20 protein-coding genes and 2 tRNA genes are annotated in these 20,691 nt (G+C 63.9%); 8 read left to right on the top strand and 14 right to left on the bottom strand.

What is annotated here, in order from left to right:
* Positions 1-7: 7 nt before the first annotated feature.
* The gene (locus AC5RTY_RS12305; protein ID WP_494139611.1) at positions 8-1,174 is read right to left on the bottom strand and encodes a trans-sulfuration enzyme family protein; all 1,167 of its coding nucleotides are present in this window, start codon (positions 1,172-1,174) and stop codon (positions 8-10) included.
* Between the two features lie 82 nt (positions 1,175-1,256).
* Between AC5RTY_RS12305 and tmk the strand changes: the two genes are divergently transcribed.
* The 4 genes from tmk (at position 1,257) to AC5RTY_RS12285 (ending at position 4,804) form a co-directional block, all read left to right on the top strand.
* Positions 1,257-1,907, top strand: a complete 651-nt coding sequence (gene tmk, locus AC5RTY_RS12300; protein ID WP_494002317.1) for a dTMP kinase — start codon at positions 1,257-1,259, stop codon at positions 1,905-1,907.
* Positions 1,904-3,043, top strand: coding sequence for a DNA polymerase III subunit delta' (locus AC5RTY_RS12295; RefSeq protein ID WP_494014736.1), 1,140 nt, complete (start codon positions 1,904-1,906; stop codon positions 3,041-3,043). The genes tmk and AC5RTY_RS12295 overlap by 4 nt, the downstream gene beginning before the upstream one ends.
* 41 nt (positions 3,044-3,084) lie before the next feature.
* Positions 3,085-4,638, top strand: a complete 1,554-nt coding sequence (locus tag AC5RTY_RS12290; protein WP_494139610.1) for an alpha/beta hydrolase — start codon at positions 3,085-3,087, stop codon at positions 4,636-4,638.
* A gap of 90 nt (positions 4,639-4,728) precedes the next feature.
* A tRNA-Thr gene (locus AC5RTY_RS12285) sits at positions 4,729-4,804 on the top strand.
* A 120-nt stretch (positions 4,805-4,924) separates the two neighbouring features.
* Here AC5RTY_RS12285 and AC5RTY_RS12280 read toward each other — a convergent pair.
* Positions 4,925-5,083, bottom strand: a complete 159-nt coding sequence (locus AC5RTY_RS12280) for a type II toxin-antitoxin system Phd/YefM family antitoxin (protein ID WP_494014738.1) — start codon at positions 5,081-5,083, stop codon at positions 4,925-4,927.
* Between the two features lie 75 nt (positions 5,084-5,158).
* Here AC5RTY_RS12280 and AC5RTY_RS12275 point away from each other — a divergent pair, with 75 nt between their 5' ends.
* Positions 5,159-5,329, top strand: a complete 171-nt coding sequence (locus AC5RTY_RS12275) for a hypothetical protein (RefSeq protein WP_494014739.1) — start codon at positions 5,159-5,161, stop codon at positions 5,327-5,329.
* A gap of 204 nt (positions 5,330-5,533) precedes the next feature.
* Here AC5RTY_RS12275 and AC5RTY_RS12270 read toward each other — a convergent pair whose 3' ends face one another.
* The 4 genes from AC5RTY_RS12270 to AC5RTY_RS12255 all read right to left on the bottom strand — a co-directional run bounded on the left by AC5RTY_RS12270 (position 5,534) and on the right by AC5RTY_RS12255 (position 10,105).
* Positions 5,534-6,403 (bottom strand): hypothetical protein, encoded by an 870-nt coding sequence (locus AC5RTY_RS12270; protein ID WP_494139609.1) that lies wholly within the window; start codon positions 6,401-6,403, stop codon positions 5,534-5,536.
* A 275-nt stretch (positions 6,404-6,678) separates the two neighbouring features.
* Complete coding sequence (locus AC5RTY_RS12265; protein WP_494014741.1) at positions 6,679-7,551, bottom strand: hypothetical protein; 873 nt, start codon at positions 7,549-7,551, stop codon at positions 6,679-6,681.
* Between the two features lie 374 nt (positions 7,552-7,925).
* Complete coding sequence (locus AC5RTY_RS12260; protein ID WP_494139608.1) at positions 7,926-9,569, bottom strand: hypothetical protein; 1,644 nt, start codon at positions 9,567-9,569, stop codon at positions 7,926-7,928.
* 269 nt (positions 9,570-9,838) lie between these two features.
* Positions 9,839-10,105 (bottom strand): hypothetical protein, encoded by a 267-nt coding sequence (locus AC5RTY_RS12255; RefSeq protein ID WP_494014744.1) that lies wholly within the window; start codon positions 10,103-10,105, stop codon positions 9,839-9,841.
* 212 nt (positions 10,106-10,317) lie between these two features.
* On the opposite strand from AC5RTY_RS12255, the gene AC5RTY_RS12250 reads away from it, so the two are divergent.
* Both AC5RTY_RS12250 and AC5RTY_RS12245 read left to right on the top strand, forming a co-directional pair.
* A complete protein-coding gene (locus AC5RTY_RS12250) occupies positions 10,318-10,776 on the top strand; it encodes a hypothetical protein (protein WP_494014745.1) in 459 nt (152 codons plus the stop codon).
* Positions 10,777-10,975: 199 nt separating this feature from the next.
* Positions 10,976-13,081, top strand: coding sequence for a fibronectin type III domain-containing protein (locus AC5RTY_RS12245; protein WP_494139607.1), 2,106 nt, complete (start codon positions 10,976-10,978; stop codon positions 13,079-13,081).
* An 865-nt stretch (positions 13,082-13,946) separates the two neighbouring features.
* Here AC5RTY_RS12245 and AC5RTY_RS12240 read toward each other — a convergent pair.
* The 8 genes from AC5RTY_RS12240 to AC5RTY_RS12205 form a co-directional block, all read right to left on the bottom strand.
* Positions 13,947-14,288, bottom strand: a complete 342-nt coding sequence (locus tag AC5RTY_RS12240) for a tyrosine-type recombinase/integrase (RefSeq protein ID WP_494014747.1) — start codon at positions 14,286-14,288, stop codon at positions 13,947-13,949.
* The gene (locus AC5RTY_RS12235; RefSeq protein ID WP_494014748.1) at positions 14,170-15,198 is read right to left on the bottom strand and encodes a tyrosine-type recombinase/integrase; all 1,029 of its coding nucleotides are present in this window, start codon (positions 15,196-15,198) and stop codon (positions 14,170-14,172) included. The genes AC5RTY_RS12240 and AC5RTY_RS12235 overlap by 119 nt, the downstream gene beginning before the upstream one ends.
* A complete protein-coding gene (locus AC5RTY_RS12230; protein WP_494014749.1) occupies positions 15,198-15,404 on the bottom strand; it encodes a helix-turn-helix transcriptional regulator in 207 nt (68 codons plus the stop codon). Before AC5RTY_RS12230 ends, AC5RTY_RS12235 begins: the two co-directional genes overlap by 1 nt.
* A 313-nt stretch (positions 15,405-15,717) precedes the next feature.
* Entirely contained in the window at positions 15,718-16,173 is a 456-nt protein-coding gene (locus AC5RTY_RS12225) for a hypothetical protein (protein WP_494014750.1), read from the bottom strand.
* 5 nt (positions 16,174-16,178) lie between these two features.
* A complete protein-coding gene (locus AC5RTY_RS12220; RefSeq protein ID WP_494014751.1) occupies positions 16,179-16,817 on the bottom strand; it encodes a bacterial proteasome activator family protein in 639 nt (212 codons plus the stop codon).
* Between the two features lie 52 nt (positions 16,818-16,869).
* Entirely contained in the window at positions 16,870-17,076 is a 207-nt protein-coding gene (locus tag AC5RTY_RS12215; RefSeq protein ID WP_494014752.1) for a YbdD/YjiX family protein, read from the bottom strand.
* Positions 17,076-19,373, bottom strand: a complete 2,298-nt coding sequence (locus AC5RTY_RS12210) for a carbon starvation CstA family protein (RefSeq protein WP_494002303.1) — start codon at positions 19,371-19,373, stop codon at positions 17,076-17,078. The genes AC5RTY_RS12215 and AC5RTY_RS12210 overlap by 1 nt, the downstream gene beginning before the upstream one ends.
* A gap of 82 nt (positions 19,374-19,455) precedes the next feature.
* Positions 19,456-20,436: an NAD(P)H-quinone oxidoreductase gene (locus tag AC5RTY_RS12205; protein ID WP_494014753.1), complete on the bottom strand. Its 981-nt coding sequence runs from the start codon at positions 20,434-20,436 to the stop codon at positions 19,456-19,458.
* Positions 20,437-20,525: 89 nt separating this feature from the next.
* Here AC5RTY_RS12205 and AC5RTY_RS12200 point away from each other — a divergent pair.
* A tRNA-Ser gene (locus AC5RTY_RS12200) sits at positions 20,526-20,613 on the top strand.
* The last annotated feature ends 78 nt before the right edge of the window (positions 20,614-20,691 follow it).

Below are 20,691 nucleotides of genomic sequence, written 5' to 3'. Positions count from 1 at the left end.
GGCAGCCTCACACGTCCGCCGCGGCGAGTGCCTGGTCCAGGTCCGCCCAGAGGTCGGCGGGGTTCTCGATTCCCACCGACAGCCGCAGCAGGTTCTCCGGAACGCTCCCGGGTTCGTTGACATGGCGGCGGCGCCGCTCGATCAGCGATTCCACGCCGCCCAGCGAGGTCGCCGGCAGCCACAGCCTGAGCGCGTCAATGACCTTGTCCGCGGCCGCTGCCCCGCCCTTGACCTGAATGGCGATGATGGAGCCGAAGCCGTCCATCTGCGCCGCGGCGCGGGCGTGCCCCGGATCTTCGGGCAGGCCGGGGTAGCGCACGGCCTCCACGGCCCGGTGTTGCTGCAGTTTTCGGGCCAGTTCGCCGGCAGTGGCCTGGGAGCGTTCCACCCGCAGCGCCAGAGTCCGCACGCCGCGCAGTGCCAGCCAGGTCTCGAACGGTCCGGCGATGGCGCCGCGCAGCGACCGGTGCACCAGCAGCTTCGAGCGCAGGTCCTCGTCGGACGTGACCAGGGCGCCGAGCACCACGTCCGAATGGCCGGCCAGGTACTTCGTCACCGAATGCACGACGACGTCGACCCCCGCCGCCAGCGGACGCTGGCCCAAGGGTGTGGAGAAGGTGTTGTCCGCGACCACCAGGGCGCCGGCCGCGTGGGCGGCACGGGCGAGCACCTCCACTTCGGCGATCTCGAGCATCGGGTTGGTCGGGCTTTCCAGCCAGAGCATGTCGGCGCCGGCTAACTGAGCCGTGACGGCGGCGGTGTCCGCGATGTCCACCGTGCGCAACTCCAGTTCCCCGCGCCCGGCCAACTCCTCGGCAATGGCCAGGCTGCCCTGGTAGCTGTGCCGCGGCATCACCAGCACGCCGCCGGGAGGGAGCAGCGACAGCGCGGCCGAAACGGCCGCGAGCCCGGACGCGAAGACCAGTCCGGGCAGGGACGCGCCTTCCAACTCGGCCAGGGTTTCTTCGAACGGATCCCATGTCGGGTTGGAGTAGCGGCCGTAGGCGCGGTCCCCCTGCACCACTTCGCCCCGGCCGAAGAACGTGGAGGACAACACCAGCGGCGGGTTGACCGGTGCGTCGTGGTCGCGGGGCGGCCGTCCGGAGGAAACCACAACGGTGTCCGGGGCGAGTTGCCCGGCATCCTGGCGGCCGTGGGAGAAGGCGTCGGTCATGAGAGCACATTAGTACCACCGCCATCCACACGCTAACTGTGACCGTCCCGCGGGCCCCGGCGATTCCCGCTAGGCTAATCAGGTGAGTTCCGACCGCCAGCCCGCCACCGCACGCGGCCTCTTTATCGCATTCGAAGGCGGGGACGGGGCCGGGAAATCAACCCAGGCCGCCGCCGTCGAACAGCGTCTGCAGGGGATGGGCCGGACGGTGCTACGTACCCGGGAACCCGGCGGCACCCCCGTGGGGGAAAAGCTGCGCGCGCTGGTGCTCGAACACGGCCACGGCGAGATCGACGCCCGCACCGAGGCCCTGATCTTCTCCGCCTCCCGGGCCGCCCACGTGGAACAGGTCATTCGGCCGGCGCTGGAGCGCGGCGAGGTGGTGGTCTGCGACCGGTTCATCGACTCCTCGGTGGCGTACCAGGGCGCCGGCCGCGGGCTCGGACTGGCGGCGGTGCGGGAGCTCAACCTGTGGGCCACGGACGGGCTGCTGCCCGACCTGACCGTGCTGCTGGACGTTGCCCCGCAGCAGGGCCGCGAGCGGCGCACGGCCGGGGATGCCGCCGAGGACCGGCTGGAGTCAGAGGCCGACGACTTCCACTCCCGGATCCGGGACGCCTTTGTGGAACTGGCCGACGCAGCCCCGGAGAAGTACCTGGTCCTGGACGCCGCCGCCGACCGCGACGACCTGACCGGGGCCATCATGGCCCGGGTGCGGGAGCTGCTGGCATGAGCGTCTGGTCCGACCTGCCCGGCCAGGCCGCGGTAATCGAACAGCTCAGCCGGGCGGCCGCCGCCGAACGCCCCGCGCACGCCTGGCTCTTTACCGGCCCGCCCGGCTCCGGCCGCAGCAACGCCGCCAAGTCCTTCGCCGCGGCGCTGTTGTGCGACCACGCGGATCCGGCCGAACGCGGCTGCGGGGCCTGCCATGCCTGCCGCACGGTGCTGGCCGGTTCCAATGCCGATGCCACCCTGGTGGCCACCGAGAACGTGACGTTCTCCATTCAGGAGATGCGCGAACTGGTCGGCAAGGCGCAGGACAAGCCGTCCTCGGGGCGCTGGCGCGTGATCATCATCGAGGACGCGGACCGGATGACCGAGCGCACCACCAACGTGCTGCTCAAGGCCATCGAGGAACCGCCGCCGCGGACCATCTGGATCCTGTGTACGCCCAGCCCGGCGGACGTGCTGGTGACCATCCGCTCGCGCTGCCGCCCGGTCAGCCTGCGCATTCCGCCGCCCGACGACGTCGCCGCCCTCCTGGTCCGCCGGGACGGCGCGGATCCCGAGCTGGCCGGCTTCGCCGCCCGGGTTTCCCAAAGCCACATCGGCGTGGCCCGCCGCCTGGCCACCGACGCCGATGCCCGCCACCGCCGCGACACGATAGTGCGCCTGCCGCTGCGGCTGCGCGGTGTGGCCGACGCCGTCACCGCCGCCGGCGAACTCGTGGAGATCTCCAATGCCGACGCCGCGGCCGCCTCCGAACAGCGCAACGAGGCCGAGCGCGAGGCGCTGCTGGTCGCGCTCGGGGCACCCGAGAAGGGCGCCATGCCGCCGGCCATCCGCAGCCAGCTCAAGCGGCTGGAGGAAGACCAGAAACGCCGCGCCAAGCGCAGTGTCAGCGACTCGCTGGACCGGGTGATGATCGACCTGAGCACGTTCTTCCGCGACGTGCTCAGCCTCCAGCTGGGTACCGGCACCGAACTGGTCAACGAATACCTGCGCCAGGATCTGACCGCCTACGCGGAACGATCCACCCCCGAACAGACGTTGGGCAGGATGGACGCCATTGCCCAGGCCAGGCAGCGCCTGGGCACCAACGTTGCCCCCGTCCTGGCCATGGAAGCCATGGCCGTCAGCCTGCTCTGAGTCCCCGGACCCGCACGCAGCACTATCCAGGAGCCGCCCGCATGCCCCGCACCCGCCCCAGGCACCCCGCTTCAACGCGCCGTTCCCCAGCAGCGGTGCTGGCCGCCGTCGTCCTCCTGCTGGGCACCGGCTGTTCCGTGATCGCCCCGGAACAGGAGCGCGAGGCCGCGGACCCGGCGCAGGTCACCAACGGGGTGGCCGAAGAACTGATGCCGTACTACACGCAGGACGTCGACTGGCAGCCGTGCGAGAGCGGATTGGAGTGCGCGGACGTCGACGTGCCGCTGGACTACGCGGACCCCGGCGGCGAAAGCATCCAGATCGCCGCCATCCGCAGCGACGCCGGCGGTTCGGCGCAGGGGTCAATCCTGGTCAATCCGGGCGGGCCAGGCGGCTCCGGCTACGACCTGCTGCGCGACGGCCTCCAGACGATGTTTTCCGAGCAGCTGCGGAGTGAGTACGACCTGGTCGGCTTCGATCCGCGCGGCGTGCAACGCTCGGCGCCGGTGACCTGCCAGACCGACGCCGAACGCGACGAGTCCCGGCAGACGGAGTACGACCGCGACTCGGCCGAGGACCTCCAGCGGGCGATCGACGATGCGGCCGAGCTCGCCGCCCAGTGCGCGGAGAAGACCGGCGAGGTCCTGGGCCACGTGGACACGGTCAGCGCCGCCAAGGACATGGACATCATCCGGGCCGTCGTCGGCGACGAAAAGCTGAACTACCTGGGCTTCTCCTACGGCACGTTCCTGGGTGCCACCTACGCGGGGCTGTTCCCGGAGCGGACCGGCCGAATGGTGCTGGACGGTGCGCTGGATCCCTCGCTGAGCAACGAGCAGATCACGCTGGGCCAGGCGGCCGCCTTCGAGGACACCATCCACGCCTACGCGGAGTTCTGCCTGGAGAATGCCGGCTGCCCGATGAGCGGCGGCGTGGACGACGCCGTGGCCCAGCTGCGCGACCTGATCCGCTCCGTCGAGGAGAGCCCGCTCACCGCATCGGACGGCCGACTTGTCCCGGTCGGCACCTTTGTCTCCGGCCTGCTGGTGCCGCTGTACGACGACGCCAGCTGGCCGATCCTCACCCAGGCGCTTGCCAGCGCGTTCCAGGGCGACCCCAGCGCCGTGCTGCTGCTCGCGGACAGCAGCGCCGGCCGCGATTCCGACGGCCGCTACACCAGCAACAGCACGTTCGCCTTCATGGCGGTCAACTGCCTGGACTATCCGATGGAGACCGATCTGGCCGCCATGCGCGAGGACGCCAAGGAGCTGGAGCAGGCCTCCCCCACCCTCGGCCGCTATCTGGCCTACGGCGGGGTGAACTGCAAGAACTGGCCGTACGAGCCCACCGGTGAACGCGCCCCGATCCACGCCGAGGGGGCCGCGCCGATGCTGGTGATCGGCACCACCGGCGACCCGGCCACCCCCTACGAGTGGGCGGAATCCATGGCCGAAGACCTGGCGTCGGCCACGCTGCTGACCTACGAGGGCGAAGGCCACACGGCGTACGGGCGCGGCAACACCTGCATCCGTGATGCGGTGGACAGCTACTTCGCCGACGGCACCATGCCGGCCGAGGGCACCGTCTGCTCCTGAGCCAACGCGGGCCGGTCGTTTTGACCGGCCCGGCACGGCTCCCATATAGTTGTTCTTCGTGGATTCGGCCCGGAAACGGTCACAATCCCCGCCTCCTTAGCTCAGTCGGTAGAGCGTTTCACTCGTAATGAAAAGGTCGCCAGTTCGATTCTGGCAGGGGGCTCCATTTCCGGGGATTTCCGGGGTTCTCCTCTTTGGCAGACCGCCATCAGACCCAGCTCTTCGACTGCCGCGAAGAGGGTCCCGTCGTTCTGCTTCACAGCAACGGCTTGCAAGACCATCGCCTTCATAGCCGCCTCCGGTGCCGGAACGCCGTTTCCTGGGCAGGCACCAAAACGACTGCTTGCTGCCCCTTCATAGTGATGAGAAAGCTCCGGCCCCGTGTCGCCTGACGGAGATAGTGCCAGGCATGACGCCCCAACTTGGTCACTGTGATGGTGTGCATGAATCCACCCTCTTCCAGTTGCCGCTGACAGACACTTGCCCTAGTTGTGGGCGCGGATGGCTACTCTGTCTTGTCATGGATGCAGAGATGGATCGACAGCGGGCCAGCGATCTGCTGGCACGCATTGCAACCCTTCGCGGCGCAGATCCCGCATTTGAGCTCACCCCCCGGGAGCTGATTCTGGGAGCATACGTCGACGGATTTCCACGGCAAGAGCTGATCCAAGCGCTAAAGAACTTTCCTTGAGGCTTCGGCGTCGACGCTCCCGGATCACATGACGGGCGACTACCGGGTACCAGGTACCCGGTAGTCGCCGCCTACGTCAGAACTTGATCACTCAGGAAGAGTTCACCGAGATCAAGGCGGGCGTAGGGGAACGCCCTGAATCGTCTCAATAGGAGCGGCCCCGCGCACCGAAACAGGAAGCCCCCCAGAATGACGCTTGGCCCGCTACCTGACCTGGATGTCTCCGACCACTTCCCAGGAGTAATCCTGAATCTTCCAGCGGCCGTCTTCCAACCCCAAGGTGTACTGCGACTGGATGTCCATTGATCCGGTCCGGCCATCAGCCAGTTCCACCGTATTGTCGTCTTGGGTAGTCAGCACCACCGCGTGCGTGGGATCGTTTTCCCGAGGTGCATCGGTGAGGCTGATGAGGTAGTAAGGCCCTTGCATCTCCGGCTTTGCACCGTGCTTGACCGGGATCCAGGCATCCTCTGCCTTGATGTGGAACCAGACAGCGTCATCTTCGTACCCAGGCCAATCCGGGTAATCGGTCTCCCCGCCCTGGGCCGCAAAACCGGGGTGGATCGAGTACGCGAGACTCTCGCCGTCCGCCAGCTTCGGCGCCTTGCCGGCCTCCTCGGCTTTGAGGTGATCGAGTGTTTTCCGGGCGTGCTTCATGAAGGCCTTCTTCGAGGATTTGGCAACGAAGTGCTCAATGTCCTTGATGTGCCCCTCGGCCACCTCTACGGTTGCCCCGTCGATCAGCGTGTTGCGCTCGAAGCCCACCCAGCGCAACTGCGCAGCAGTCCGGATTGCCCCGGCCAGGTCGACTCCCTCTTGATCTGCGCCGGGCTCAAACAAGTAGTAGAACGCCGACTTCGGGTCCTTGGCCGCCTGCTCGATGCTGATGATCTCAACATCGTTGTCAACCATATTGAGCGGATTTTTGGGCAGCCGGTCCAAAGGGTCTACGACCGGTGCGGCGGATGGTTCAGAGGACTGGGACTGCGCCTCGGCCGGACCGGATACAACGGCGCAACCTGCCATGCCAAAGACTGCCGCGAGGGCAATAACGTGTGCCAGAATCTTCTTCAAATGTTCCCCTGAGAGTTGCAACGGACTCCCGACTGGAGAGCCCATCTGTGGGTGGTGCGTCACATTTCTTGGTCGGACGCTTTTGCAGCCGCGGCGGCATTAGCGCTCTCGTCGAGGGCAACGGCATGACCGGGCGGTCTCTTCCGCGCTAGGGTTGGCCGCGGTCTCGGAGACGGCGGTGGTGCCGCCGGCAAGAATCAGGCTGTCCGCCGCGAGGATCGCGGCGAGCTTCCTGCATGACCTCGGCGTCTTCGTGGTCTCGTCAGCCTGGGCAATCAGCCACCGATCCAGTTGCCGTTCGTATCGCGCTGGTAGTCGTAGACCTCGGCCTCCGTGACGTTTAGCGCGCCGCCCTTCATGATGTTGAAGCTGAAGGAGGCGAATGGCGCGTGCTGGTTGACCTTGCCATCATCGCCGGTGGCCTGGAAGTCGAAGGTGGCCGTGTCTTCATCAGACACAGGGGAGAGGGCGCAACCCTGCACGATGGTCAGCGTCTTATGGTCATCGGAGAAGTACCAGCCCTCTTCGGTGTTGGCCAGATCGAGCTCGTTGACGGATGGCACCGAATCGAGTAGCCCCCAGGAACTCTTCGGTTCGTATGGACGATACTCGGCATCCGACGGCGTGTAATCTTCGACGAACGCATCCACATATGCGGGATCCGCCCCTTCCTTGAGCTTGGTAGCCGCCCACTCCTCGAGGGAATCGACTCCGAACTCGCTCCGCAGGAAGCCCCTCAGGTCTTCGGCTGCCTCCTGGCGGTATCCGTCGATCTCCTGGTTGTATTCCGCCTCGGTCTGTACGGGCCTGGACAGCTCATCGAGTCCGGCTCCGCGGTAGGTAATGGCGAGGTCGGCGGCGCAGTATTTGGACGAATTCAGATCCCGGGCCTTCGCCTTGACCTCGGAGATGAGCAACCTGTCAGCGTCCGCGCCGGCGGCCTTGATCAGAGCCTCGGGGATGCGGACGGTCAGTTCTCCCTCGGCGCCGTAGCGCGAGGTCTGAAACTCGAAAACGCCCTTCCCCGCGTGTGGATCCACGGGAGCGCCGTTCTCGAACTTGGTGTCGGCCTTGGCTTCGGCACCGGAACCAGCGCAGCCGCTAAGGACAAGCGCAACGCTTGCGGCCGCCAGGGGGAGGGTTTTCATTGACTTACGGAGCATCTCGGTGCTTTTCGCTTTCTGCTGGTCTGTGAGTGGAGCTTAATGTAGTGAAACGTTTAACTTTGCAGTGGGCCTTCCTCCTGGCTCTTGAGTTCGCGTCGGAACCACGAGGCGATCAATTGATACCGTCCAGTTCGCCCCGACGAGAGTGACTTGGCGGCGGCTTCGTGCCGATGCGCTGCGGCACAGGATGACATAGTCAGAGCCTCTGCGACGGTAGCCGCCCTGCGGTAGAAGGCCTCAACCGCCACCGCTGCAGAGGGCAGATGGCAGAGCACTGTTCAGCGCCGCCACCTGATGCTTCATCAGGGCATTCGGTTCTTTCCCGTTCCCGGCTCGCTCTCTCCAATGCCACGGCGTTAGCCGATCCGATAGGTCGTCTCGGATGAGTGGGCAATTGCTGAGCCGTAGCCGGAGCGCTTGGCTGTCACCTTGACCTTGACCTTGTAGGTGCCCTTTTGGTCCAACCTGTAGGAGGACTTCGTGGCCCCGCGCACGGCCTTGCCGTTGACGTACCACTGGTACTTGTACGAGGTCGCAGGGCCGGCCCAAGAGCCCTTCGTGGCAGTGAGCTTGAAACCGCCACCGGTGTAGCTCATGAAGGGAGTCCCGCGTACTTCCGGCCGCCTCGTATTCTTCATGGACTTCGGCACTGAAACCGTGGGACTGGTCTTCGACACCGTGCCGAACCCGCTGCGACTGCCCGTGGCGGTCACGGTGATCTTCCGCCCCTTGTCTGCTGAAGTCAGTTTGTAGCTGGACTTCGTCGCTCCCTTGATAGCCTTGCCGTCACGCTTCCACTGCCAGGAGACTTTGGTGGCTTTCGGTGTCCAGCCCTTAACCGCGGCCTTCAGGGTCTTGCCGGGGATCAGGCTGCCGGTCACCTTGGGAGCGTAAGTCTTGCTGAAGGGCAGGCCGACGCTGGAAGCTGCCGTGACGGTCTGCGAATAAGGCACGGTCCGGGATGCGTAGTAGGGATTCTTGGTCGGCTTCGTGTCTGTGCCGCGAACAGTGATCTTCGAATTGACGTCGGCGGCGGCCAGCTTGTAACTGGTTTTAGTCGCGCCCTTGATTACGCTGCCGTTGCGGTACCACTGGAACAGGTCGGCGTAGGGATGTGTGACCTTCAGCGTGCTCCCGACGGCTGGTGTTCCGGTGACCTTCATCGCTCTGCCCTGGTTGTGGAACCATTCGGCTTGGCCCGCGACGTCTACAGAGTTCCAGATGAGCATGAAAACACCCTTGACGGATGGCATCGACTTGGGCAGCTTGTCGGACACGATGCTTTGTCCGTCGCTCATTCCAATGTTGTACTTGATGCGCCCAGTGGCGGCGTCGAACTGGTATGTCGGGACTTTCTTGCCAGCGGAGTTGGTCACAGTCTTGTTCTCAGGTAGGACCCAATTGCCATCCAAGTCCCGGGCGAAGCCGCCCGGGGCCCAGGAGCCCTCGGTGTGCTTGGTCCACCCGCTGTCCTGCGAGATCACCGAAAAGTATTGGAGCTTTTTGAGCGCGGACAGAGGCCGGAAGTTTGCTTGCTGATAGCCGTCGTCCATGAGCTCGAGTGTCTGCAGGTTGGGCACGGCTGCAGCGAGGCCCTTCAGGTCCTTCACTGGCACGTTGAATACCGTCAGGTCCTCAAGGTTCGGAGCCGCTTTCAGTCCGCTGAAGTCCGTGAGCTTTGAGGCGTTAATACCGAGGAACTTGAGGGACGCAGGCAGGGTAGGCAGCCTGGTCAAAGTGGTGTTTTGATTGTTATACGTCTCGGATCCGCCCAGTTCCCCTAGCTCAAGGAGGTACAGGCCGGTGAATCTGCTCAGGTCGACACCGTTAGGAAGGGTCCTGCAGGTCATGCGACCAACCTCGTCAATGCTGGTCGCATCTTTATCATGGTTGACGCAGCCGGCTGGCAGCGCGATGGCAGCCTCTGCGGGTACGGCCGTCAGACACGCGGCGAGTACGGAGAGGGCTGCCATGGCGGCGCCCATGCGGAATTTCTTCATCGTGTTTCCCCAACGCTGAAAGGGTTGCCCCGAGTCGTAGTCAATATGTTGCGGCTGCTTCTCTGCACAATCGGCCGAGTGCTGACGGTGGTTAGACAGGGCGGTGCGCCAGCCGATGTCTTGCCACTGAAGTCGGAGCTTGAGGATGTCGATCTTCGCTGGGCGGAGGGCCGCCTCACACCTGCAAAGGTCCGGCTGTTTGGGGAGGAGCCCAGCGACCGCATGCTTCGGACAGGACTCTATTGGACCCGGCGGTCAAAAGCGGTGGTTCAGGCCGCGGTAGCAGTAGCAGCCTCGGGGCTGCGCAGGAGCCAGGCAGCAGCATTCGCGGCGGCCCGTTCGCCGTGCCCGCGGAAGAGTAGGCGGGCCTCGGCCTCGGCACGGAAGACCTCCGCGGCCTCGTCGGTCAAGGCGCGCCGGCCCAACTGGGCCCGCAGCCTGGCCAGCCAAGCCTTTTGCTGATCGGCCGGCGCGTCGACGGCCGGAAAGTCGCCCCGGGTCGCCCCGATGTAGTCCAGGGCAGCACCGGCCTTCACCCGCAGGGCCCGATCCCTGGGCGCATCCTCGACCTCGGCGCCGGCCAGGATCCTGCAAGAGCTTAATGAGCAAAGTCGACGCCGATTCCACCGGGCATTTCGTGCAAGTCGGCAAACGCCGAGCGGACCTTCCAGCTGACCGAGGACTGGGTGACGGGAATGCTGCTAAGCCGCTGGGCATACGCCCGCTGGCTTGCAAAAGGAAATCTGAAATGACAGCCGATATCCCAGAGGGCGTTAGCGATATGGTCGACGCCCTGACCGAACTCATGGTCGCCAGCATCGCGGGACATCCGGATGACCCGGGGGTTGTTCGCCGCTGGGCGACGGGTTTGGCTGCGCCGGACGCCGACGAGCGGCAGCGACTGGAAACCGCTTGGGAGGCCTTCCTGTGCATACAGGGGCATCACGAGCGTGCTGCAGCGCAGCGGTTCCTCCTCTCACCAAATCCCCGCACGGACTACAAAACTCCAATCGCGGCCATTCGGGCCTGCGAATACAACGCGGTCGTAGCAGCGTGCAATCGGCGCTGGAAAACGAAACTTATGACGGGTGATGCGTCTCGAGTAATGCAATGCGTTTCGGGCCATGACGGAGGCATGGACTGCGAAGAACCCGAGAGCGATCAGTTGGAGCTGGAGGATTTAGTCCGCCCGCCGGATCCACACTGAATCTGCACAATCACTGTCATCGCTGGCAGCCGAGCTTGGAATAGACCGCGATTCTGGGGTGGGCTCGAAGGAGCCAGACTGAGGCCCAGGCCCTAGGCCATGATCGCCTTAACACGCCACAGCGCTGCGTTAGGATACAACAATCTGCCTTCTATCTACCTGGCTCACACGAATACTCCATCTACAGTAGGGAATCTACATGAATTTCAGAAAAGGGATGCCGCTGGTTTTAGCGGCTGCTGTCCTTTGCTCTGGCGGCGGCGTTGCCGCAACAGCTTTCACTGCTCCACCGGCCTACGCAGCTACTGTCCTGCCGCAAGCGCCAAACGCTCCAACCTCGTTACAAGCATCAGAAATGTCCTTTGACTCTGCTGTGCTTACTTGGAACAAACCAGCAGGACTGGCCGGGGAAGGTTACGGCTATAGTGTGGTTTTGAAGAAGAACGGAAACATTGTTCTCAGTACTGGTCTCAACGCTAATTCCAACACTGTTTCGTTCTCTCTCAGAGATTTGACTGAAAACACAGCCTACACTGCGGAAGTTACTGCTGACGCCTGGGGTGGTAGCGACCTCGTTCAATCACCCGCCGCAACCCTTAGTTTCACCACCACTGTGAAAGCTGACACGGTATCAGTGAAAACCCCGGAAGTGAGTTTCCTTGGAAGCCCCCGGCATCCGGGTGGGGTTACAAATAATACTGTCGACTTGACTTGGGCAGCGCCCGCTTATGTTGGCAAACTGGTTGATTACACTGTCACCATCAAGACAGGCACCAAAGTTGTGAAAACTGCTAGCATGCAGCCGGGGGGTGGGGTTTTTGGTAGTGTGTGGTTTCAGTACGATGGTTTGACTCATAGCACTACTTACACTGCGGAGGTAGTCGCTAACGCTGTTTCTCCTAGCGGAAAGAAAGCTTCTTCCGCTCCGAAGGTTGTCAAATTCACTACTCTGAAGAACCCTGCTGCGAACATTTACAATTTCTCAGCATCACCTGCTAATGTCCTCGGGGACCGGCTCACAATGGTGTGGAAGAAGCCTGCAACTGACGGGACAATCACCGGTTATCGAGTAACAGTTGAAGAGCGCGGCAAGGTTGTTAAAACCATCAACGGCATCAGCCCGAATGCTACCTCACAACTGATTACAGGTTTGAAGGAAAACACTAGCTACTATGTGACAGTGTTCGTTGAATCTGTTTCTGATGACGGTCAGCATAAAGCTCTGGAATCAAGCGGTAAATATGTGAGCACAGGCTTTACTGCTGCTTCTCAGGTGAAGGTAGCTGCACCTGTCATCACGCAAACTTCCACTACCGTTAACACTGCAACTGCGGCCTGGAGCAAACCGGCTGTGACCGGCAAGATTGTCAATTACACTGTGACTTTGCAGGAAGGCACATATGCTCAGGGACGGTACGAAAATAAGAACACCACAACTTTCACGACCACCAACACCGCAATGACTTTCAAGAGATTGAAGGAAGGTCTCACTTACACGGTCTATGTGAAAGCTAACGCAGTTTCCGTCAACGGAAAGTATAAGAAGTCTTCCGCTGCTGGGTACAAGCAAATGACTACCATCAATCCTTGGAAGGTGGCTGTAAGCGCACCATCTTCAGTGAAAGCTTCCTCTTCAACTGGAAGTGTCACTGCTTCATGGGGCAAGCCTGCTGTTACCGGAAAGCTCACAAGCTACACTGTAACATTGAAGCAAGGCAGCAAAACTGTGAAAACCTACACCACTACGAAGACTTCACAAACTTTCACCGGATTGAAAGATAACACCAGTTACACCGTGCAGGTTAAAGCTAATGCTAGCTCTTTGAACGGCAAATTGAAGAAGTCGTCTTCAACAGCGAGTAAAACAGTGAAGACGGCTGTGTTACCTGTGAAAGTGGCTGCGCCGAAATCTTTAAAAGCAGCAGCCGGTAACGGGAATATGGAGGTTTCTTGGAAGAAGCCTGCTGTTACCGGCAAAATCACCGGCTACACCTTGACTCTGAAACAGGGAGCTAAAACTGTTAAGACTCACACCACAGTCGGCACCGATGTGGTTTTCACGAGGCTGAAGCCGAACACCAGCTACACGGTGTACGTGAAAGCGAACGCTAAATCTGCTGACGGGAAGCATAAGAAATCATCTTCCGCTGTTCGTAAAACTGTGAAGACGTACCCGCTACCTAAGCGCGATGGTGGAAGAGGTGGGGGTGTTATCCTTTTCCCCGATGGCGGTTCTAACGGCGTCTGCTGGGCCAGCAACGGAATGGGCGGTCTAATGCCCTGCCCGAATCAGGTGCCCGTGTAAAATAGGTGAGAACGAAGAAATAGAATCAACAGGTTGGGTCCAGAGCAAAGGTTTGGACCCAACCATTTTTTACTTATGTGAGGGGAAGACGAAAAGTGCAAGAAAATTTTTCTTCCCTCTTGAACTAGCGGCCGTAACCCGCCGAGTCACCGTGACGCAAGGTTTGGCGAGGTCACCAAGGTCAGCTTTGCGGGCAAAGCGTTGTCCTTCAAGAAGACATCCACGACTGTGATCGTCACACTGCCCCGCTCCTCGGCTCGGGGCCTATACAGCTTGGCAGTCGCTTCGGCCGCTCGAAGCTCCCGTACGTCCGTGGCTGTCGCCAAGGAGATCGATGATGAATCCCGCGCCTACATCCTCAGTGAACTACGCAAAGGATGTGCCCCCACACGGGGTTTTCGCGCTTACCGCACCGCTTCAGAAGAACTGAACTATTCGGTTATCACCCTGGACGAAGCTGTGGATCAGTTCCACATTGCCGATGCCTCTTGCCCGCCGAGGCCAGCATCTCCTACGCCAAGTCCACTTAGGTCGATAACAAGCGCGAGGTCGGGAAACTCAGGCCTTCCGCCCGCGGCATTCCCTATATCAGATACAACACCGACCTGTGGCCCGGCAACCTCGCCTTGGGCAAGTCCTACAAGCAGTCGACTCCGACGCGAAGGGCGAAATCAATACCTCTAGTCCGTGCGCGCACCTCCGACATCAAACTCCCCATTACAAGTATCCGCTCGCCTACGAAGCCCTGAATGGTGCCATCACCCTCACATAATCGGCCTTACCGCTCACAGGACTGGCTGCCGACATCTGGGCGGCGGCATCAGCACCGGGCGGGGTTTCGAAGTGCTCGACTCCGACGTCGGCTTCATGCCAACTCCTCTGCGGTTCTGTGCGGCGCCATCCGGGCCAGCCCTGCTGAGTAGTCCGGGACCAGGGCTGCGCGAGCGATGTACCACTTCGCGGTCGTAGCCTCCGAGGCATGACCCAGCTGCAGCGAAGCGGATTTGGCGTCAAAATGCTCGGCCAGCTGCGTAGCCACGGTTTTGCGGAAGAGGTGCGGGGTGATCTTTTCGGTGATCCCCGCCGCGTTAAGTGCCCGGGCGAGGTTTTTGCGAAAGTTGGACGGCCGCACGAACGTTCCGTTGCGGGTTGCGAACACCGCCCCCGTCGGGGTTGCCAGGGCGTTTGCCCAGCGGCGCAGCAGCATTCCCGTCACCCAGTGCTCGGTCAGCTGGAAGGTCCGCTCTGCGTTTGCCGACTTGCCGAATTCCTGGCGGAAGAAAGCTCGTATCCTCCACGAGCGTTCCGCTCACCGTCACCGTCACCATGCCGTCCAAAAAAGCGACGTCCTCCCAGCGGACAGCCAGCGCCTCCCCGATCCGCATCCCCGTGGCTGCCAACAACGTAACAATGTCCCCCGTCCGACTGGTAGGCTTCGGTCCGCCAACCCCTGGCTCGACCTGGCGTTGCTCGACAGCACGGTGAACGGCCGCTACCGTTGCCGGATCCATAGCTGCCGGCCGCCGGCGTTTCTGCGGCACACGCGAAACCGACTTGACCGGGTTGTCGTTCCGGTAACCCTGGCGCACTGCGTAATCAAGCACCTGCTGGAATATCCCCTTGGCGAGATCTGCGGTCCGGAATCCTTTCCCCGCCACCTTGTCGTAGAGGCTGTGGATGGCTTCTTCACACATCGGGGTTGAAAGGTCCGCAACAGAGACGGCGCCCAGCAGCGGCAGGATGTGATGCCGGAGGTTCTTGTCGTACTTTCTCCACGTCTGAGGGCGCAGCCCCTCTGTCGGCGAGGAGCCCGACTGGCTGTGCGGATCGATGTGCTCTGGTGCCGGCCTGTTGTTTTCCAGCCAGGCATGGACCAGGGCGTCCACGGTCAGCCCAGTTTTCACCTTGTCTGCCGCGCTGTGCGCGTCTTTTTCGGCCTGCTTGATCGCAGCGCGGACCGCCTGCTCGGCGCCGCCCTTTGTCCGATACTTCCGTTTGACCTCCCTCAGCTTCCCCTCGTCGTTGCGGTAACGGGCCCGGGCAACCCAAACGCCCTCGGCCTCGCGGACAGCAGTAATCGCCTGAGGGGACCAGGCAGGTGTTTTTGCCCGCCCCATTAGGCTGCGCTCCGGTCCCGGGCGGTGACCCATGCGTCGACGTCTGCCCGGCGGTACAGGACTCGCCCGCGGTTGGGGCGGTAGGCGATGGGGCCCACTCCCCGTGAATGCCAGTTGGCGAGGGTCTGGGTGCTCAACTGGAGCTGCTCGGCAGCTTCCTTGCGGGTCATCCAAGTGGTGGGCTCTTGTGATGTGTTTTCCTGCATGACCGCTTCTATGCAGCCGGATCCAAAACGGGTATTGCGCTTTCGGTTGAACTCGTCATGACACGCTTTGCGACACGTTTTGACTGGTAACTCCCGGTAACTCCCGGTAAGAGTGCTGGGGCGAAAATCCCCTAGATTCTGCGGAAAGAGGGTTTTTCGGTAAGCAACGGTACTGGCCGGTAACCCCTTACCTGTTGAGAAAAGGTCGCCAGTTCGATTCTGGCAGGGGGCTCCATCGAAGCTCTCCGCACGGCAGGCAGCCGGCGGAGGGCTTTTTTGTTTCCCGGCTTCCGCCGCGTAGGCAGGCTGTGGGTCAGTGTTTCAGGCCGGCCAGCAGGCGCTCGGCATCGGCCAGGTCCGCGAGCACGACGGCGGCGCGCCGGCGCACGTTCTCGACGCCGGCTTCGTAGCCTTGGCTGCCGCCGAGCCTGACCATCGCCGCGGCCTGTGCGGCCGCCGCCAGGGAGTTGCCTGCCCTGGAAAGGCTGCGGTGGACATCTGCCAGCACGCCGCCGGGAATATCCAGTCCGTCGGTGGGATGCAGCGACTGGGCGGTCGTGCAGCAGCTGCGCACCCGTGGCAGGAGGCCGGCGAGCTGGTCGGCTACCGGCAGCAGCTCGCCGTAGAGGCCGTCGTCCTCCACACCCTCGAGGACCTGGTGGTAGCGCTCCAGGGCGCGCCGGAAGCGGTCGTGCGCGCGGCGCCAAATGCCCTTGCCGAGTTCTTTATCCTCCCGGCGGGCCTGCCGGGCGGCACCGAAGAGCGCCACCGGCCCTACAGGTACTGTCCGGGTCCGGCGTGCCGTTCGCCGCCCTGCACCGAGCCGGCGTTCTCCCCCTCGGCTCCGGTGGCCCGTCGCGGTTCACCGTCGTCGCCAATCACGACGCCGGGCGCGATCATGGTGCCGGGCGGCAGCTGGCGCATTTGCATGCGGGCCGCCATCTGCTGGTTGAGGGCCTGCTGGGCCGCGATGGCGGTCTGGATGCCGTGGAAGAGGCCCTCCAGCCAGCCGACCAGCTGCGCCTGGGCGATGCGCAGCTCGGCGTCCGACGGCGTGGAATCGTCGGTGAACGGCAGGTTGATCCGGTGCAGTTCCTCGATCAGCTCCGGTGCCAACCCGTCCTCCAGCTCCTTGACGGACCGCTCATGGATTTCGGCCAGGCGGACCCGGGCTGCGTCGTCCAGCGGGGCGCTGCGCACTTCCTCGAGCAGTTGGCGGACCATCGTGCCGATCCGCATAACCTTCGCCGGTTCATCGACCAGGTCGGCCAGCGCCGAATTGCCGCGGCCTGGCCGCCGCGCGGCGGGACCGGGCCCCGGGCTCGAGGGCTCTCCGCCGGCCGGGCTGTGGCCGCTGGGCAGCGCGGGGAGGATGACCGGTTCTGCCGGCTGCGGCGTCTGCTCTTCGCTCATGTTTTCATCTTGCCAGAGACGGACAGCGGGCGCAGAGCATATCCGACCCCGGTCAGCAGCAGCGTCCCTGCGGGTTGTTCTCCTGCCGGTCCGTCTTGTCCCGCCAGAACTCGCGCTCGCTCATCGGCTCCGTGCCGGGATGTGCCCGCCGGTGGTGCCGAAGATAGTCCTGGTAGGCGTGCTCGCCCATCACCCCTTGGAAGAACCAGGCGAACCTCTGCCAGCCGCTCCGGGCGCGGGGCCAGATGACGCCGGACATCAGTGGCCCGCCTTGGCCCGCCCGGTGTCGGCCGGCAGTTCGTTCCATTGCCTTTCCAGTTCCTTCTCCGGCCGGCTGGCCAGGAGGCCGGCCGGCGCGTAGATGGCGGAGACCACCGCGGGGTCCTCGTGCGAGGGTTCCCCGCCCAGCCGCCAGGACTTGTAGGTGGCGATGAGGGCGGTGGCGATGACGATGATGGTCAGCACCACGAACACGATGGACAGCGTGCCCTGCACCGCGGTGTTGCGGACCACCGCCTCCATTTCCGCCACTGAGGCGGCGTTTCCGAGGCTCGTCTCGCCGGCAGCCAAGGCTTCGCGGTGGGCGATGTGGTTTGCCCAGTAGCCCACCTTCACATCCGAGCTGAAGATCTTCAGGATCGAGGCCCAGATGGTGATCACGGCGGCGAAGGCCAGCGGCAGCCCGATGATCCACAGATACTTGAACGCCCCGCGCTTGGCCGCGATGGCCAGGCAGACCGCGAGCGCGATGGCCGCCAGCAGCTGGTTGGCGATGCCGAAGAGCGGGAAGAACGTGTTAATGCCGCCCAGCGGATCGGTGACGCCCAGGATCAGGATGTAGCCCCAGCCCGCCACCATGATGGCCGTGCAGATCCAGACGCCGGGGCGCCATGACATGTTCTTGAACTTCGGCAGGACGTTGCCGACGGTGTCCTGCAGCATGAAGCGGGCCACGCGGGTTCCGGCGTCGACCGCGGTGAGGATGAACAGCGCCTCGAACATGATGGCGAAGTGGTACCAAAAGCCCATCATCCCGATGCCGCCGATCAGTCCCTGCATGATGTGTGCGAGGCCGACGGCGAGGGTGGGCGCGCCGCCGGTGCGCGAAACCACCGATTCCTCGCCGACGTTGCTGGCCAGGTCGGTGAGCATGTCCGGTGTCAGGTTGACGCCGGCCAGGCCCAGGCCATTGACGAAGGCGACCGCGCCTTCCACCGTGCCGCCGGTGGCCGCCGCGGAAGCGTTCATTGCGAAGTAGATGCCGCGGTCAATCGAGATGGCCGCGACCAGCGCCATGATGGCCACGAAGGACTCCATCAGCATTCCGCCGTAGCCGATGAAGCGGGTCTGCCTCTCCTTCTGCACCATCTTCGGCGTGGTCCCGGAGGAGATCAGCGCGTGGAATCCCGAGAGTGCGCCGCAGGCAATGGTGACGAAGAGGAAGGGAAACAGCGAACCTGCCACCACGGGCGCGTCGTCGCGGCCGGCGAACTCGCTGAACGCCGGCACGTTGATCTCCGGGCGCACCAGCACGATGGCCAGCGCCAGCATCAGGATGGTGCCGATCTTCATGAACGTGGAGAGGTAGTCGCGCGGGGCCAGCAGCAGCCACACCGGCAGTACCGCCGCGATGAAGCCGTAGATGATGATGCCCCAGGCGATGGTGGTCCGGTCCAGCGTGAAGACCGCCGCGCCCCACTCGGTGTCCGCGATCATCCCGCCGCCGATGATGGCGGCGATCAGCAGCACGAAGCCGATGAGGGAGACCTCGCTGACCTTGCCCGGCCGGAGGAAACGCAGGTAGATGCCCATGAAGATCGCAATGGGGATGGTCATCGCCACCGAAAAGACACCCCAGGGCGACTCGCCCAAGGCGTTTACCACGACCAGGGCCAGGATCGCCACGATGATGATCATGATGGTCAGCGTGGCGATCAGGGCCGCGGTGCCGCCGATAACGCCGAGTTCCTCGCGGGCCATCTGGCCCAGGGAACGGCCGCCCCGGCGCATGGAGAAGAACAGCACGAGGTAGTCCTGCACCGCCCCGGCCAGGATCACGCCCACGATGATCCACAGGGTGCCCGGCAGGTAACCCATCTGCGCCGCGAGGATAGGTCCGACCAGCGGACCGGCGCCCGCGATGGCGGCGAAGTGGTGGCCGTAAAGCACGCGGCGGTCCGTTGCGACGAAGTCCTTGCCGTCCGCGTTGTACTCCGCCGGCGTCGCCCTCAGGTCGTTGGGGCGGGTGAGCTTGTTCTCGATGAACTTGGAGTAGAACCGGTAGGCGATGAAATACGTGCAGACGGCCGCGAAGACGAACCAGATTGCGTTAATCGTTTCGCCCCGCGAAAACGCGAGAATGCTCCAACTCACGGCCCCGAGCAGGGCAATGGCCACCCAGATCACGATCTTGGTCGGGGTCCACCTGTGGGCCTCGGCGTCCGCGGCCGGATCCAGCGCTACCGGCGGGAGGGTGGGATCCTGCACCAGGACGTCGGATCCGGGACCATTCCTTTCGGGTTGCCCGGGCCGGGGTCCGCTGAATTTCTCGCTCATGATGCTCCCCTCATGGAACGCCGTCCGCTTTTACGAAGCACCGTAGCAGCGACGCCGCTCGGAGGGAACGGGAAGGTCGATTTCAGGAGGTAGTGAGCAGGATCTTGCCGGTGTGTTCGCCGGAATCGAAGTACTCGTGGGCCGCCGCCGCCTCCGACAGGGCGAACGTGCGGTGCACCTGGGGTTTGACGTCGCCGGAGACGACCAGCGGCCAGACATGCTCGGCGACCGCCCGCACGATGGCGGCTTTCTCCTCCGCGGGCCTGGCCCGGAGGGTCGTGCCGATGACCGCACCCCGTTTGGCCATCAACTGGCCGAGGTTCAGTTCGGCCTTGGCCCCGCCCAGCAGCCCGATCACCACCAGCCGCCCGGAGGTGGCGAGCGCGTCCACGTTGCGCTGCAGGTATTTGGCACCCACCACGTCCAAAATGACGTCGGCGCCCCGGCCTCCGGTGGCGTCCTTGATCCGTTCCACGAAGTCTTCCTCGCGGTAGTTGATCAGCACCTCGGCACCCAGCCCGCGCGCGACGTCGAGCTTTTCCCGGCTGCCGGCCGTCACGGCAGGGATCGCGCCGAAAGCGGCAACCAGCTGGACGGCCATCGTGCCGATGCCGCCGGCGCCGCCGTGGATGAGCACCGTTTCCCCGGCCTGCACGCCCGCGGCCATGAAGAGATTGGAAAAGACGGTGGCCGCCACCTCCGGCAGGGCCGCGGCCGTCACCACATCGATTCCCCGCGGGACCGGCAGCACCTGACCCGCCGGAACCGCCACCTGCTCGGCGTAGCCGCCGCCGGCCAGGAGGGCACATACTTCGTCGCCCACCCGAAGCCCGCCGACCCCCGTGCCGACCGCCGATACCCGGCCCGACACTTCCAAGCCGGGGATCTCGGACGCACCGGGCGGCGGCGGGTAGACGCCCAGGCGCTGCTGGACGTCGGCGCGGTTCACTCCCGCGGCGGCGACGTCGATCACCACCTCGCCCTCGGCCGGTTGCGGTGCTTCGGTCTCCCGCATGTTCAGGACCTCGGGTCCGCCTGCTCCGTCGTAGAAAACCGCCTTCATACCAGCCTTTCGCCTTGTCCGGGGCATCAAAACCCCGGTGCCTGCGCGCTTTGCCCGGGTAGACCCCTCCGTGTCAGACTACAAGGTGAGGAAGGTTGTCCGAGCGGCCGAAGGAGCTGGTCTTGAAAACCAGTAGGCGGTAACCCCGTCTCATGGGTTCAAATCCCATACCTTCCGCTTCCAGCAGGTGTCCGGGCCGTTTCGCCCGGGCACCTGCTGCATTTGGCTCCCACACCGGGCCGCGGTCCCGGTCCC

The sequence above is a fragment of the Arthrobacter sp. Y3224055 genome, from assembly GCF_059090825.1.
This window is presented reverse-complemented; position numbering and strand designations above follow the sequence as displayed.

Bases quoted from the DNA above. Each gene is read 5' to 3' on its own strand.
- AC5RTY_RS12205 (WP_494014753.1), bottom strand. From the start codon at position 20,436: ATGAAGGCGGTTTTCTACGACGGAGCAGGCGGACCCGAGGTCCTGAAC.
- AC5RTY_RS12220 (WP_494014751.1), bottom strand. From the start codon at position 16,817: ATGAGCGAAGAGCAGACGCCGCAGCCGGCAGAACCGGTCATCCTCCCC.
- AC5RTY_RS12275 (WP_494014739.1), top strand. From the start codon at position 5,159: ATGGATGCAGAGATGGATCGACAGCGGGCCAGCGATCTGCTGGCACGC.
- AC5RTY_RS12280 (WP_494014738.1), bottom strand. From the start codon at position 5,083: ATGCACACCATCACAGTGACCAAGTTGGGGCGTCATGCCTGGCACTAT.
- AC5RTY_RS12240 (WP_494014747.1), bottom strand. From the start codon at position 14,288: ATGCTGCTGCGCCGCTGGGCAAACGCCCTGGCAACCCCGACGGGGGCG.
- AC5RTY_RS12260 (WP_494139608.1), bottom strand. From the start codon at position 9,569: ATGAAGAAATTCCGCATGGGCGCCGCCATGGCAGCCCTCTCCGTACTC.
- AC5RTY_RS12245 (WP_494139607.1), top strand. From the start codon at position 10,976: ATGAATTTCAGAAAAGGGATGCCGCTGGTTTTAGCGGCTGCTGTCCTT.
- AC5RTY_RS12295 (WP_494014736.1), top strand. From the start codon at position 1,904: ATGAGCGTCTGGTCCGACCTGCCCGGCCAGGCCGCGGTAATCGAACAG.
- AC5RTY_RS12265 (WP_494014741.1), bottom strand. From the start codon at position 7,551: ATGAAAACCCTCCCCCTGGCGGCCGCAAGCGTTGCGCTTGTCCTTAGC.
- AC5RTY_RS12210 (WP_494002303.1), bottom strand. From the start codon at position 19,373: ATGAGCGAGAAATTCAGCGGACCCCGGCCCGGGCAACCCGAAAGGAAT.
- AC5RTY_RS12290 (WP_494139610.1), top strand. From the start codon at position 3,085: ATGCCCCGCACCCGCCCCAGGCACCCCGCTTCAACGCGCCGTTCCCCA.
- AC5RTY_RS12230 (WP_494014749.1), bottom strand. From the start codon at position 15,404: ATGCAGGAAAACACATCACAAGAGCCCACCACTTGGATGACCCGCAAG.
- AC5RTY_RS12215 (WP_494014752.1), bottom strand. From the start codon at position 17,076: ATGTCCGGCGTCATCTGGCCCCGCGCCCGGAGCGGCTGGCAGAGGTTC.
- AC5RTY_RS12305 (WP_494139611.1), bottom strand. From the start codon at position 1,174: ATGACCGACGCCTTCTCCCACGGCCGCCAGGATGCCGGGCAACTCGCC.
- AC5RTY_RS12250 (WP_494014745.1), top strand. From the start codon at position 10,318: ATGACAGCCGATATCCCAGAGGGCGTTAGCGATATGGTCGACGCCCTG.
- AC5RTY_RS12235 (WP_494014748.1), bottom strand. From the start codon at position 15,198: ATGGGGCGGGCAAAAACACCTGCCTGGTCCCCTCAGGCGATTACTGCT.